We start from the raw sequence: 13,475 nt of genomic DNA on the forward strand, positions 1-13,475 counted from the left end.
ACGGTAACTCGAAACTATATTCTCTGGCGAGATTAATTTCTCACTATCATTATTCGCGCAGAAGTATAATCTGATTGCGATTAAAGCCCGCGGTGGGGTACCCGGGTACAAGATCCGAAAGGGTTGAATATGTTCGATATGGTTTCTCGCCGCGGATTCGTCTCGCTTTCTGCTGTCGCCGCTGCCGGCCTTGGCCTTGCCGGCTGCTCCGGCAACAAGACGTCTGGGCCGACTGGCTCCGATGCAGGTTCTGCTAGGGCATCTTCCAAGAAAGCTGTCGAGCTGCAGGTCTTTGCCGCCAACTCGCTCGAGAAGGCTCTGCCCAAGGTCCAGGAGCTCTACACCGAGCAGTTCGGCGCCACATTTGCAGACACGCAGTTTAAGGCTTCTGGCGACCTCGTTGAGCAGATGCGTGCCGGCGCCACGGTCGACGTGCTTATCACCGCTTCCAAGGGCACCATGGATGACGCCGAGGCCGCCGAGCTCGTCGATGCCGGCACACGTGAGGATATGTTCGTCAACGACCTTGTGATCATTCGTGCTGAGGGTTCCGACACCAAGATCGAGGCCATCGCCGACGTCGCGAATCTGGACGGCAAGATCGCCATTGGCGACGCCAAGACCGTCCCCGCTGGCAAGTACGCCAACCAGGCACTGGCTTCTGTGGGCCTCTACACCGGTACCGAGGGCGACGACGGCGAGTATGCTCCCGAGATCGCCGACAAGGTAGCGCTGGCCGACAAAGTTGGTACCGCTGCGGCCTACGTCTCTACGGGCGACTGCGTGGCAGGTTTTGTCTACAGCTCTGATATCTTCCGCTATGACGGCATCGAGGAGGCCTTCGTGTGCCCCGAGGACTCGCATAAGCCCATCGTGTATCCGGGTGCCGTTGCCGAGATCTCCGAGCATGCCGACGAGGCCAAGGCGTTCATCGACTTCTGCCTGTCCAGCAAGTCCGCCCAGAAGATTTGGGCTAAGTACGGCTTTGAGCTTTCCGCGTAGTGCGGCTTGGCGCGATAATTCCATCGTTTTGTGTTTCACTCCGTCCTTGTATTCGCTTGGAGCTTTTCGTGCTTAATAGATTTCGCATGCTTGTCGCCTGTGCTTTGACCTTCGCGCTTTGCTGGGTGCCGGGATTTGCGCTTGCTGGGGACGCTGAGGACGGGGCCCAGGTTGCTGCGACCACTCATGGGCTTTCCTATGGGATCGAGGGTTTTGAGCGGTTGGCCAAGGGGACCACTCGTGCCATGGAGGGCCAGCCTGAGGGCTACCGGTTTCCCGTTGACGAGGACGTGGACCTTGTAGTGGCGCCTGCTGCCGATCGCGTTGTGGTGTGGATATCGCCCAAGGCGGTCGAGAAGTATGGATTGGATCCGCAGGACAACGAGTGCGTATCGGGTCTCAAGGCCCTCGTCTGTAAGCTCGACAGCGCAAACTCCATGGGAGGTGCGCAGCTAGGGGACGTGGATCTTCCTTGGTATGTCACGGCGGAAACAACGTTTGATACCGGCGGGTATACCTATGGCTTTGACGAGCGCGGTGCGGATGGGGACCGCTATGTGGTGATTGCATCAGCCTCGGGTGATGCCAAGGGCGGCGCGCGTTGGCTTGATAGCGCTCAAATGGTAGAAGCATCGTCTGTCGTGTTGCGGGATGAGCAGGGGCCCTTGGCCTCTCTGGCCTCCTTTTTGGGCGACATCGACTATCGCCCGTTTTGGGTGTCCATTAAAACGAGCGGCCTTGCCCTGCTGATCTCCTTTGCGCTGGGCCTGTTCGCCGCGTGGAAGACTATGGGTACCTCGAGTCGCATCAAGGGCCTGCTCGATTCGGTCTTTACGATTCCTATGGTGCTGCCGCCCACGGTCTGCGGCTTTCTGCTCCTCATGCTGTTTGGCCGCTCGACCGGGGTGGGCCAGTGGCTCATCGAGCGCGGCATCTCGATCGTCTTTACCTGGCCCGCGGCGGTCATTTCGGCCGTCGTTGTGTCGTTTCCGCTGGTCTACCGCACGGCGCTCGGAGCCTTCGAGAGCCTCGACACGCAGATGCTCGATGCCGCGCGAACCTTGGGATGGTCCGAACGTCGCATCTTTGCCAAGCTCATGATGCCGCTCGGCTGGCCCTCAATCGCGGCGGGCACGGTGCTCGCCTTCGCTCGCGCGATGGGCGAGTTTGGCTGCACCCTGTTCTTTGCGGGCAACTACGCCGGCATTACCCAGACCATCCCCATCGCCATCTATTTTGAGTGGATGGGCGGCAATACGTCGGTGGCCCTCTTTTGGGTCGCCGTCGTGATCGTGTTCAGTTTCCTGGTCATTCTGTTCATCAATATGTACACGGCGCATTCGCAAAAGTACCGCGAGCGCGGCCTGTCCCGCGCGGAGCGCAAGCAGATCAAGCAGCTGGGCGACCAGACCGATTCGCTCGACCCAGTCGGCGGCGATGCGCTGCGTATCGATCGCGAGGCGCTGGCCGAGCTCATGCGCGATGACACGGTCGCAAAGGGAGGTCGTTAAGCTATGTCGTTCGTTTTGGATATTAAGAAACGTTATCCCGGGTTTGTTCTCGACATGCAGCTTGAGGCCGGCGAGGAGTGCGTGGCGCTGCTCGGCGCCTCCGGATGCGGCAAGAGCTGCACCTTGCGCTGTATTGCCGGCGTGGAGACGCCCGACGAGGGCAAGATCGTCGCCAACGGCGTAACCTTCTTTGACTCGGTGGCGGGCATCAATCTGTCGCCCCAGGAGCGCAAATGCGCCCTGCTGTTCCAAAACTATCAGTTGTTTCCCAACATGACGGTGGCCGATAACGTATGCGCCGGTGTAAAGGACGCGGGCGACGCCGCCGCACGCAAAAAGCTTGCAGAGCACTATCTGGGCATTTTCGGTCTGGCTGATTTTGCCGACCGCTATCCCGCGCGACTCTCGGGCGGCCAGCAACAACGCGTGGCGCTTGCGCGCATGGTGGCGGCGCATCCAGGCATTTTTATGTTCGACGAGCCCATGAGTGCGCTCGATTCCTATCTTAAGAGCGCGCTCGAGCAGAACATGCTCGACCTGTTCGATGTGTGCAACCGCACCGTGCTCTACGTGAGCCACGACATCGACGAAGCGTGTCGCCTGTGCCAGCGCATCTGCGTGATGCATAACGGGCATGTGGAGGAGATCGGCTCCGTCGAAGATGTAGTCCGCCGGCCGCAAACCTTGGCCGCGCTGCGCTTGACGGGCTGCAAGAACACAAGCCGGGCGCGCAAGATCGGACCCCAGGAGGTCGAGGCCCTCGATTGGGGCATGACCTTTAATGTAGGTCGTGAGGTGCCCGACGACGTGGCGTACCTGGGCATTCGCGCGAGCTACTTCCATGTTGACAATCGCGCCGAGCGGGGCCGCAACAGCTATGATTTGCACGTGGCCCGTGTGAGCGATTCGCGCTTTGAGCGGCTGGTGCTGCTGGACGCGCCGCGTGCCGATGCGCTCACGCGTCTGCAGTGGAAGGTCAACAAAGTGGGCATGCCTGTCGATGAGCTGCCGCAAGCAGGCGAGACGCTGCGCATGCATTTTGATGCCAGCAGGATCCATTTGGTTTGTCGATAATGTGACAAAGGGACAGTCCCTTTGTCGCATGCGAGGGGGGACGCCGAGGTTGGCATTGGTATCGACATCGGTTCGACGGCCGCGAAGGCCGCGGTGGTGAAAAACGGATGGCGCCATTGCGTGGACCTGTGTCATGCCGTCGGGCTGGTCGTCGGTCGGTGCGGCCATTCGTGCCCAGGCGCTCGCGTAGAGGGGGCTGCGATGCGTCGCCCGCTCTCGGCACCGCCATGCGTATACTGGGAGGAACTGATTGACCTATGAGAGGAGGAATCGATGGCTGACGATTTCATCAAGCTCACGCAGATGACCGCTGCCTCTGGTTGAGCCGCTAAGTTGGCTCCTGGAGCCCTCGCCCAGGTCCTGGGCGACTTACCCAATGTGCATAACGACAACCTGCTCGTGGGGTTCGATACCTCCGACGATGCGAGCGTCTTTCGCGTTGGCGAAAACCTGGGTCTCGTGCAGTCCATCGACTTCTTCCCGCCGATGGTCGACGACCCGTTCCTGTTTGGCCAGATCGCCGCGGCTAACTCGCTGTCGGACATCTACGCCATGGGCGGTCGGCCGAGCCATGCCATGAACCTCCTGTGCATCCCCAGTTGCCTGGGCGTTGAGGTTGCCGGGCAGATTCTGGCGGGCGGCGCCGACAAGTGCGTCGAGGCGGGTTGCTCCATCGCGGGCGGCCACACCATCAACGACGACGAGCCCAAGTACGGCCTGTCCGTGAGCGGCTTTGTCGCGCTCGACCGCATGCTCGCCAACAGCGGCGCGCGCGTGGGCGATGTCCTGCTGCTGACCAAGGCGGTTGGCTCGGGCATCATCACCACGGCCATTAAGGGCGAGCTCATCGAGCAGGATGAGGCCAGCCCGATGTGGAACTCGATGTGTACCCTCAACGAGGCTCCGATTCGCCTGGCCGAGGGGCTCGAGCTTCACGGTTGCACCGATGTCACGGGCTTTGGCCTGATTGGGCATGCGTGCGAGATGGCCGAGGGCTCGGGCGTGCAGATTGAGCTTGTGTCGGGAGTGGTGCCGCTCTTTGACCAGGTGCTCGACATGGCGCGTCTGGGCATTATCCCAGCGGGCTCCTGCCGCAACCAGGACTTCTTTGGTCCGCGCGTGGCGGCAGACGATGACCTGGAGCCGGGCATGTTGGATGCACTGTACGATCCGCAGACCTCGGGTGGCTTGCTCATTGCGGCGCCTGTTGCCGATGTGGATGAGCTCGCGCGTCGTCTGCATGCCGAGGATCGCATCGCCGCCGTTATTGGTCGCGTGTGCGAGGCGGTGCCGGGCGGTCCTGCCGTTCGCGTTGTGCGCTAAAGAAAACCGTTTATGCGACCGCCCGTCGTTTTGGGCGGCCGCATTCGAAAGGAATTTGCTATGTCTACCAAGATTGAAGTCAATGCCATGGGCGATGCCTGCCCGTTGCCCGTCGTCAAGACGCTCAAGGCTCTGAAATCACTCGGTGGCGAGGGCGTTGTGGTGACCTCGGTCGACAACGAGACCGCCGTCAAGAACATCTCCAAGATGGCGCAGGAAAAGAGCTGTACGGCCTCGGTCGAGAAGGTTGCAGATGCCGAGTGGCACGTGACCGTGGCGACCTCTGGTGCCGTTGCCGTGTCCGATCCCGAGCAGGATGGCGCTGCCTTCTGTGGTGCTGGCGCCGGTAAGGGCAAGCTGGTCGTATCCGTCTGCACCGACTGCATGGGTCGCGGTGACGACGAGCTGGGCCACAAGCTCATGAAGGCCTTTATCTTTGCCGTGACGCAGCAGGAGGAGCTGCCCGCCACGATGCTCTTCTACAACGGCGGCGCCAAGCTCACCGTTGAGGGCTCTCCGGTGCTCGACGACCTCAAGGGCCTGGCCGAGCAGGGTGTCGAGATTCTCACCTGTGGTACCTGCCTCGACCACTATGGCATTAAAGACCAGCTTGCGGTGGGCGAGGTCACGAACATGTACGTGATCGTGGAGAAGATGGAGCAGGCCGTGCGCGTTGTGCGCCCGTAGCGTATTGGTTGGAGTTGCCATGAGGCAGAAGCGCCCGGCGCTTGTCATCACGTTTCCCACCACGGCGGCCGCCATGGGCTGCGAGACCCTGTGCATCGAGCGCGGCCTTCCCGGGCGAACGATTCCCGTACCCGGGGAGGTCGCTGCCGGCTGCGGTCTGTCGTGGAAGGCGTCGCCTGCCGATGAGGAGCTGCTGCGCGCCGAGCTTGCCGCTGCGGGCATTCCCACCGAGGGCTATACCGTGATTGATATGTGGGAGGTCGTGCGATGATCTATCTGGATAACGCGGCGACGACCATGCACAAGCCGCAAGCGGCTATCGATGCCGTGACGCAGGCGATGTGCTCGCTCGGCAATGCCGGGCGCGGCGCCACGTCGGGTGCCCTCGATGCGGCGCGTACCATCCACGGCTGCCGCGCCAAGCTTGCGCGCTTGCTGGGCTGTCCGCGTGCTGACCATGTGTGCTTTACCCCCAACTCCACCGCGGCGCTCAACACCGTTATCAATGGCGTGGTGCGCCCCGGCGACCGTGTGGTCACGACGGTGCTCGAGCACAACTCCGTGCTGCGTCCGCTCAACCGTCTGGCGGCAGAGCGGGGCGTGACCGTTGAGCATGCGGGCTGCGACGTGAACGGCGTGCTCGACTACGACGAGCTCGAGCGGCTGGTCACGCTGGGTACGCGTGCCGTGGTGGTGACACACGCCTCCAATGTGACCGGCAACGCGGTCGACATCGCGCACGTGGCGGCCATGGCCCACGCTGCCGGCGCGCTTGCAATCGTCGACGCCTCACAGTCTGCCGGCACGGTGCATATCGATATGCAGGCCATGGGTCTCGACATTGTGTGCTTTACCGGCCACAAGGGGCTCATGGGTCCGCAGGGGACCGGCGGCCTGGCCGTGGCTGAGGGCATCGATGTGGCTCCGTGGGCTATGGGTGGCACGGGCGTGCACAGCTTCGATGCGCTGCAGCCGCTTGATTGGCCCACGCGCCTCGAGGCGGGCACGCTCAACGGCCACGGTATCGCCGGTCTTTCTGCCGGTCTCGACTTTATCGAGGTCCAGGGCGGGGTGGAGGCGATTGCGACTCACGAACGTGTGCTGGCCGAGCGCTTCCTCGCTGGCGTTCGCGAAATTCCTGGCATTGCGCTCTACGGTGCGTTTGACCAGCCGACGCGCTCGGCGATCGTCTCACTCAACGTGGGTGATATCGATTCGGCTGAGATTTCGGACGCGCTCATGCAAGGGTGGGGGATTGCGACGCGCCCCGGTGCTCATTGCGCTCCGCTCATGCACCGCGCGTTAGGTACCGAGCGCCAGGGTGTCGTCCGCTTCTCGTTTGGGTATTTCAACACGACCGAAGAAGTCGATATCGCGATTGACGCTTTGCGCGATTTAGCCTGCTAAAGCGTATATACTTGCGGGACGGGTCTTTTGCCCGTTTCGTTTTAGTTTCGACCCGAAAGGTGTGCCCATGGCTTCATCCGCCCCGCGCGGCTTGCGCTCCGACCATGTCGTCACGGTCGGCATCGCCCTGTTCTCGATGCTCTTTGGCGCCGGCAACCTCATTATTCCGCCGCTGCTGGCGCTGCAGGCAGGTTCTGCCACGCCGGTCGCCATGCTCGGCTTTCTGATCGCTGCCATCGGCCTGCCCGTCATGGGCTTTATCGCCGTGGCGCTTGCCGGAACGGCGCGCGAGCTTGCCGACCGCGTGCACCCCAAGTTTGGCGAGTTCTTTGTCGCGGCGGTGTATCTGGCCATCGGCCCGTGCCTGGCCATTCCGCGCACAAGTTCCACGGCCTTCGAGATGCTGGTTCCGCTACTGCCCGAGGATGTCTCGCTCGGCACGGCGCGCCTGGTGTTTGCCGTTGGTTTCTTTGTCGTCGCGTTTGCGCTCACGCTGCGCCCGGGCGTTATCACGCGCGTGCTCGGCCGCATTACGGGCCCCGCGCTCATCGCCCTTATCGTATTGGTCGTGGGCGCCGCCGTGGTCTCGCCGCTGGGTTCCGCTGCCGCGCCGCAGGCTCCCTATGATGACGGCGCCGCCGTGCAAGGCTTTTTGACCGGCTACCAGACCATGGACCTGCTCGCGTCGCTCGCCTTTGGCATCATTATCGCCGAGACCATCCACGAGCTGGGCGTTACCGATGACAAGCGCGTGGCCTTCGAGATTTCGCGTTCTGGTGTGATCGCCGGCGTGCTCATGGCCATCATTTACTGCGGCTTGGGCCTTGCCGGTATGCAGCTCGGCACCGTGATGCCCGACGCCACCAACGGCGCCGCCATCCTCGCCCGTTCGGCCTCCATGCATTTTGGGCTTGCCGGCACGGTCGTGGTCTTTGCGATCTTTTTCCTCGCCTGCATGAACGTGTGCATCGGCCTTATCAGCTGCTGCTCGCGTTACTTCTGCGAGACGTATGTGGTTAAAGGGGGAGCGGAGGCTTCCGAGGAGGCCATGCGCCGCCCCTTTGCGATTCTTGCCTTTGTGTTCGCGGCGTTTTCGTGCGTGCTCTCCAACGTTGGCCTCGACGTGATCCTCATGTTCTCGGTGCCCATGCTCAACGCCCTGTATCCCGTCGCCATCGTGCTGGTGCTTATGGGCCTGGTGCACGGTTTTTGCGATGCGCATCCGCAGGTGTGGGTTTGGGTCGGCGGCGTTGTCGCGGTGCAGAGCGTGATCACGTCGGTCCGCGATGCGTTCTTTGCTGGTGCGTGGCTGCCGTTCGATGCGTTACCACTGGCAGATATCGGTGCTGCGTGGGCACCGGTTGCTGTGGTGGCGTTTGTGATCGGCCTGGTTCATAGCCAGTTTGTCGCACATTCGAGGAGCTAGGGTTTCTGCGCTTGCACAGGCGGGGAGTCTCCCCTATAATTTCCTTCGCTTTGGGACACGCAAGGTTTAGACCTTAGCTGCTCAACACCTTCGGGACGTGGCGTAGTTTGGTAGCGCGCCTGCTTTGGGAGCAGGATGTCGCAGGTTCAAATCCTGTCGTCCCGACCATATCTTGCGGGCGTAGTTCAATGGTAGAACCCCAGCCTTCCAAGCTGATGACGCGGGTTCGATTCCCGTCGCCCGCTCCATATGAATTGTTTTAACGGCTTTGGTTTCCTTTGGGGACCAGAGCCGTTTTCGTTTACGCACCGGGCGACGGGAATCGAGCCCGCCAGGGTGCGGAGCTGAGAAAATGCGTGAGCATTTTCCAGCGCAGCACGCAAGGGCCGAAGGCCCGCAGCGAAACAAGGATTTGCGAAGCAAATCCTTGGACTTCCCGTCGCCCGCTCCAAGCTATATAATCGCAGGCCAATATGCTAATTTGGCTTGCGTTTATTTTTATTCCGTCCGACCTCGCGGGGCAAATGAACCAGGAGCGTTTGCCCCAAGTCGTAAGAAAGAAGTGGTTGCTATGGCACAGAGCAAGGCAGACTATCCCACCCCCGATTGCCTGGCGCCCGCCGCGATCGAGGCCAAGACCGAGGCCGCCGGCGTTGCCAAGGCCAGCCTGCCTGCCCCGAAGGCCTTTTTGCTCGCCATGTTCGCCGGCGCGTTTATCGCTTTCGGCGGCCTGTTCTTCACGGTCTTTCTGAGCGATGCGTCCCTTGGTTGGGGCGCCCAGCGCTTTGTGGGCGGCCTTGCTTTTTGCCTGGGACTGGTGCTCGTGCTCATTTGCGGCGCGGAGCTGTTTACCGGTAACTCGCTGATGGTGTGCGCGCTTAAGAGCAAAAAGATCACGTTTGTACAGATGCTCAAAGCCTGGGCCATTGTTTGGATCGGCAACTTTGTCGGCGCCCTGTTCGTTGTCTTTTTGATTTATATGGCAGCCATTTACAAGCTCAACGGTGAGGCGGTTGCCAACACCATGGTGAGCGTCGCCGCCGGTAAGGTCACGATCGATGCCGTCACCATCTTCTTCCGCGGTATTCTGTGCAACATCTTTGTGTGCCTGGCCGTATGGATCGGTACCGCCGGCAAGTCCGTGGTCGACAAGGTCGTGGGCATTCTGCTGCCTATTGCCGCCTTTGTGGTCTGCGGTTTTGAGCACTGCGTCGCTAACATGTACTTTTTGCCCATGGGCATTTTGATGCACTCCTGCGGCTATGGAGCCGATGTTGCCGGCGCCGCCGCTCTTAACGCGGCGGGTCTGGCGCTCAACCTTTCGGTCTCCACGCTGGGCAATATCGTGGGCGGCGCCCTGATCGTGGCGCTGGGTTACTGGTTTATCTACGCCAACAAGGAGGCCTAAAGGCCCCAGGCCATAACCGACCAAAGAGGGACAGGTTTATTTTGGCAGGTTTTGAACGAGGCGCTGCGCCGTCTTGCCACGAGCTGCCATAATGGACCTGTCCCTTTTGCGTACGCGTCGCCATTGTTTGGCAAATGACGACCATGGGGGACCTGCTTTTTATTGAATATGTCGAAAGGCTTTCCATGAGCGACTGCGAATCCATGCCCGCCGAGGTGCGCGACCGCCTGCGCTCCATTCCCGCTGTCCACGAGCTGCTGTCCGAGTGGCCGGTCATGAAGGCTGCCGGCGATGCGGGCGACACGATCGTGCGCGAGGCGATCGATACCGAGCTCGATGCCGAGCGCGCGGCGATTCGCTCCGGCTCCCCCGCAAGGAACAAACGTGAGCTTGCCTTAGCTATCGAGCGGCGGTGCCACCGCCTGTCCCTGCCGACCCTGCGCCCCGCCGTCAACGCGACGGGCGTTGTGATTCACACCAATCTGGGCCGCGCTCCGCTCGCTCCCGCGGCGGTGCAGGCGGTGACCGACGTCGCCCGTGGCTACAGCACGCTCGAGTATGACGTTGCGACCTGCGCTCGCGGGGGCCGCAAGGAGCATGCCGCGCGTTTGCTGCGCACGCTCACAGGGGCGCAGGACGCCTTGGTCGTCAACAATAACGCCGCGGCGGTGCTGCTGGTGCTTGCCGCGCATGCGTGCGGCAAAGAGGTCATCGTGAGCCGCGGCGAGCTGGTCGAGGTGGGCGGCAGCTTCCGCATCCCCGACATCATGGCGGCCTCGGGCGCCAAGCTTGTCGAGGTGGGCTCTACCAACCGCACGCATCTGGATGATTATCGAAGCGCCATTACGCCCAACACGGCGATGATCCTGAAAGTTCATCCTTCCAACTACCGTATCGAGGGCTTTCACGAGGAGGTCTCGGCGGCGGAGCTTTCTGCGCTGGCGCATGAACATGGCCTTTTGCTTTACGAGGACCAAGGCTCGGGCGCTTTGCTGGCAGATGGGGTACTCGCCGATGCGGGGGAAAAGCTCACGTCCGCCTCGCTTTGCGCCGGCGCCGACGTTGTCTCGTGCTCGGGGGACAAGCTGCTCGGCGCTTCGCAGGCGGGCATTATTCTCGGCAGCGCCCAGGCGATTGCCGCCTGCGCCTCTCATCCGCTTATGCGCGCGCTTCGCCCCGGCAAGCTCACGCTCGCGGCGCTCGAGGCCACCCTGCGCCTGTATGTGGCCGGCTCCGATACGGCATATCGGGAGATCCCGGTGCTCAACATGCTTTCCGGCGCGCCGGCTCCGCTCGAGCGTCAGGCCAAGCGCCTACACGACCGCATGCTGCGCAAACTTCGCGAGTTTCAGTGCGAGGACGCGGTGGAGCTGCAGGTTGTCGAGGGCGCCTCTGCCCCCGGCGGCGGGTCGCTGCCGACTGTCGAGCTCCCAACCTTTTGCGTTGCCGTCTGCCCCGTCGATGGGCGCCTATCCGCCGATGGCCTGAAGCGCGCCATGGTTCAGGAGCCCGACATGCCGGTCGTCACGCGCGTGCGGCACGAACAGGTGCTGTTTGACGTCCGCACGCTTTTGCACGATACCGACCTTGATCTGTGCGCATCTGCATTGGCCGCTGCCGTGCGAGCGGGTTTGCGTCGATGACCGCGTGCGAGCTTGTCGAATGTCCCGTTGTCGTTGGAACGGCGGGCCATGTCGATCACGGCAAGTCGGCGCTCATCGAGGCGCTGACCGGCAAAAACCCCGACCGTCTGGAGGTCGAACGGCGCCGCGGCATGACCACAGAGCTCGGCTTTGGCGAGCTGGTGCTGCCGAGCGGCAAGATTGTCGGCTTGGTCGACGTGCCCGGGCATGCGCACTATCTGCGCGCGATGGTGCAGGGCGCCACGGGCGTGGACGTTGCGTTGCTGGTGGTTTCTGCCGTTGAGGGCGTGATGCCGCAGACGCGAGAGCACGTGCACGTGTTGGAGCTTTTGGGTGTCACGCACATGGTCGTCGCGCTCACGATGCGCGATCTGGTCGATGACGAGACGGCGGAGCTCGCCGAGCTCGACGTCGAGGCTTTTCTTGAGGGCACCGTGTTCTCCGATGCCCCCGTGGTCCCCGTGTCGTCGCGCACGGGCGAGGGCGTCGAGGACGTGCGCGGGGCGATCGATGCCGCGATCGACGTGTTTCTGGCTGAATCCGCCGAGCGCCCCGAGCGTCCCGGCTTGGCCCCGCGTCTGCCCATCGACCGCTGCTTTTCCATCAAGGGCTCGGGCACCGTCGTGACGGGAACGCTCCACGACGCCCCCATCACGGTGGGCGACGAGCTCGTCTCGAGCCCCGCGGCCGTGCGCTGTCGCGTGCGCGCGATCCAGGTGCACGGCGACACGCCGCGCGCGCTTCCCGGCCAGCGCGTCGCCCTCAACATCGTGGGCGACGGTGCGGGCGACCTGCCCCGCGGCGAGGTCGTCTGCGGACCGGGCGCCGAGGGCTCGACGCTTAGGCTTATCGCGCGCTTCACCTATCTGGGGCGCGAGGGCGCCAAGCCCGTGCCCTTCGAGTCCGGCGCGCGCGTCCACGTGATGGCGGGCACGGCTGAGGTCATCGGGCGCATCATGCTCATGGAGGGCGATGGGCCGATCGCCCCGGGCGAGACGCGTACCGTGCAAATCCGCTTGGAGGAGCGCCTTCCCGTGCGCTCGGGCGACGGTCTCATCGTGCTTGCGTTCTCCCCGGTGGTACTTATCGGCGGCGGACGCGTGCTGCTTTCGCAGTGCCGCCGCTCGCGCGAGCTCACGGATGCTGAGCGCTCGCTTCTCGCGGCTCTCGATGCGGGCGACCTCGCATCGGCCGTCGCCGCGTGGCTCGGTATCCAGCGCCTGCCCGTGCCGGCAGCTGATGTCGCCCGTGCGATCGATCTTTCCGGTGCCGAGGCCGTAAGGCTCCTGCTCGCCGCGGCGGCGTCGGGCGATGCGGTCGCCCTTCATCCGGAGCACTCGACCGAGGAGCTCTATGCCGCCCCCGCCGTGCTCGATGCCGCCCTCACCGCGCTTGCCGACACGCTTGCCGCCATGCATGAGGCCGCGCCCAAGCAGACGGGTTTCACGCCGGGCGAGGTTGTGCATGTCGCCTGGCCGAAAGCGGGCGAAGATGTCGCCTCCGCGCTCATCCTCGAGGGCTGTGCGCGCGGCATCTGTGCCATCGACGGTGCCGAGGTCTTCGACTCGCATTCCGCCGCTGCGGCGTTACGCGTGGTGCGCGAGGCTAGCCATCGCATTGCGGCCCTGCTGGATGAGGCCGGCCTCGACGCGCCGACGCTGCCCGAGCTGGGACAGCAGCTGCAACTCGATCGCGACGCCATGACGCGTGCCCTGCGCGAGCTTTCGCTCAACCGCGCGATCGTTAAGATCGAACGCGACGTTGCCTTGTCTGCTGCCGCCGAGGTCCATGCGCGTGAGGTCGTCGCAGTGGCCATCGAGGCTGCGGGCGGCGCTGCCACCACGAGTGTGTTGCGCGAGGCCCTGGGCGTGTCGCGCAAACGAGCCATTAGCATCTTGGAGCACCTGGATGCGGTGCGTTTTACGACGCTCGACAAAGAGGCCGGCGGCCTCAGATCCCTGCGCTAGGGGTCGTCGTATTGCTAGTTTGGTAAA

General features: G+C 63.0%; 11 protein-coding genes and 2 tRNA genes. All 13 read left to right on the top strand.

Going from position 1 to position 13,475, the window contains the following annotated elements; genetic code table 11:
- Positions 1-129 precede the first annotated feature (129 nt).
- The 13 genes from modA to selB all read left to right on the top strand — a co-directional run bounded on the left by modA (position 130) and on the right by selB (position 13,448).
- The gene (gene modA / locus OGM60_04390) at positions 130-1,002 is read left to right on the top strand and encodes a molybdate ABC transporter substrate-binding protein (GenBank protein ID UYJ00034.1); all 873 of its coding nucleotides are present in this window, start codon (positions 130-132) and stop codon (positions 1,000-1,002) included.
- Positions 1,003-1,070: 68 nt separating this feature from the next.
- Positions 1,071-2,513 carry a molybdate ABC transporter permease subunit gene (modB, locus tag OGM60_04395; GenBank protein ID UYJ00035.1) on the top strand — a complete coding sequence of 481 codons (1,443 nt, stop codon included), beginning with the start codon at positions 1,071-1,073 and terminating at the stop codon, positions 2,511-2,513.
- A gap of 3 nt (positions 2,514-2,516) precedes the next feature.
- Entirely contained in the window at positions 2,517-3,587 is a 1,071-nt protein-coding gene (locus OGM60_04400; GenBank protein UYJ00036.1) for an ATP-binding cassette domain-containing protein, read from the top strand.
- Positions 3,588-3,920: 333 nt separating this feature from the next.
- Positions 3,921-4,910, top strand: coding sequence for a selenide, water dikinase SelD (selD, locus tag OGM60_04405; protein UYJ00037.1), 990 nt, complete (start codon positions 3,921-3,923; stop codon positions 4,908-4,910).
- 60 nt (positions 4,911-4,970) lie between these two features.
- A complete protein-coding gene (gene yedF, locus OGM60_04410; protein ID UYJ00038.1) occupies positions 4,971-5,597 on the top strand; it encodes a sulfurtransferase-like selenium metabolism protein YedF in 627 nt (208 codons plus the stop codon).
- Positions 5,598-5,616: 19 nt separating this feature from the next.
- Positions 5,617-5,868 carry a DUF3343 domain-containing protein gene (locus OGM60_04415; protein ID UYJ00039.1) on the top strand — a complete coding sequence of 84 codons (252 nt, stop codon included), beginning with the start codon at positions 5,617-5,619 and terminating at the stop codon, positions 5,866-5,868.
- A complete protein-coding gene (locus OGM60_04420; protein UYJ00040.1) occupies positions 5,865-7,004 on the top strand; it encodes an aminotransferase class V-fold PLP-dependent enzyme in 1,140 nt (379 codons plus the stop codon). The genes OGM60_04415 and OGM60_04420 overlap by 4 nt, the downstream gene beginning before the upstream one ends.
- 67 nt (positions 7,005-7,071) lie before the next feature.
- Positions 7,072-8,430, top strand: coding sequence for a branched-chain amino acid transport system II carrier protein (gene brnQ, locus OGM60_04425; protein UYJ00041.1), 1,359 nt, complete (start codon positions 7,072-7,074; stop codon positions 8,428-8,430).
- Between the two features lie 91 nt (positions 8,431-8,521).
- Positions 8,522-8,598: transfer RNA gene (locus OGM60_04430), tRNA-Pro, on the top strand.
- 6 nt (positions 8,599-8,604) lie between these two features.
- Positions 8,605-8,678 (top strand) — tRNA-Gly (locus tag OGM60_04435).
- A 323-nt stretch (positions 8,679-9,001) separates the two neighbouring features.
- Complete coding sequence (locus tag OGM60_04440; protein UYJ00042.1) at positions 9,002-9,838, top strand: formate/nitrite transporter family protein; 837 nt, start codon at positions 9,002-9,004, stop codon at positions 9,836-9,838.
- Between the two features lie 185 nt (positions 9,839-10,023).
- Positions 10,024-11,481: an L-seryl-tRNA(Sec) selenium transferase gene (gene selA, locus OGM60_04445; GenBank protein UYJ00043.1), complete on the top strand. Its 1,458-nt coding sequence runs from the start codon at positions 10,024-10,026 to the stop codon at positions 11,479-11,481.
- Entirely contained in the window at positions 11,478-13,448 is a 1,971-nt protein-coding gene (selB, locus tag OGM60_04450) for a selenocysteine-specific translation elongation factor (protein ID UYJ00044.1), read from the top strand. Before selA ends, selB begins: the two co-directional genes overlap by 4 nt.
- The last annotated feature ends 27 nt before the right edge of the window (positions 13,449-13,475 follow it).

Source organism: Coriobacteriaceae bacterium, assembly GCA_025757745.1.
Taxonomy (GTDB): Bacteria; Actinomycetota; Coriobacteriia; order Coriobacteriales; family Coriobacteriaceae; genus Collinsella.

Bases quoted from the DNA above. Each gene is read 5' to 3' on its own strand.
- OGM60_04400 (UYJ00036.1), top strand. From the start codon at position 2,517: ATGTCGTTCGTTTTGGATATTAAGAAACGTTATCCCGGGTTTGTTCTC.
- selA (UYJ00043.1), top strand. From the start codon at position 10,024: ATGAGCGACTGCGAATCCATGCCCGCCGAGGTGCGCGACCGCCTGCGC.
- yedF (UYJ00038.1), top strand. From the start codon at position 4,971: ATGTCTACCAAGATTGAAGTCAATGCCATGGGCGATGCCTGCCCGTTG.
- OGM60_04440 (UYJ00042.1), top strand. From the start codon at position 9,002: ATGGCACAGAGCAAGGCAGACTATCCCACCCCCGATTGCCTGGCGCCC.
- OGM60_04415 (UYJ00039.1), top strand. From the start codon at position 5,617: ATGAGGCAGAAGCGCCCGGCGCTTGTCATCACGTTTCCCACCACGGCG.
- selB (UYJ00044.1), top strand. From the start codon at position 11,478: ATGACCGCGTGCGAGCTTGTCGAATGTCCCGTTGTCGTTGGAACGGCG.
- OGM60_04420 (UYJ00040.1), top strand. From the start codon at position 5,865: ATGATCTATCTGGATAACGCGGCGACGACCATGCACAAGCCGCAAGCG.
- brnQ (UYJ00041.1), top strand. From the start codon at position 7,072: ATGGCTTCATCCGCCCCGCGCGGCTTGCGCTCCGACCATGTCGTCACG.
- modA (UYJ00034.1), top strand. From the start codon at position 130: ATGTTCGATATGGTTTCTCGCCGCGGATTCGTCTCGCTTTCTGCTGTC.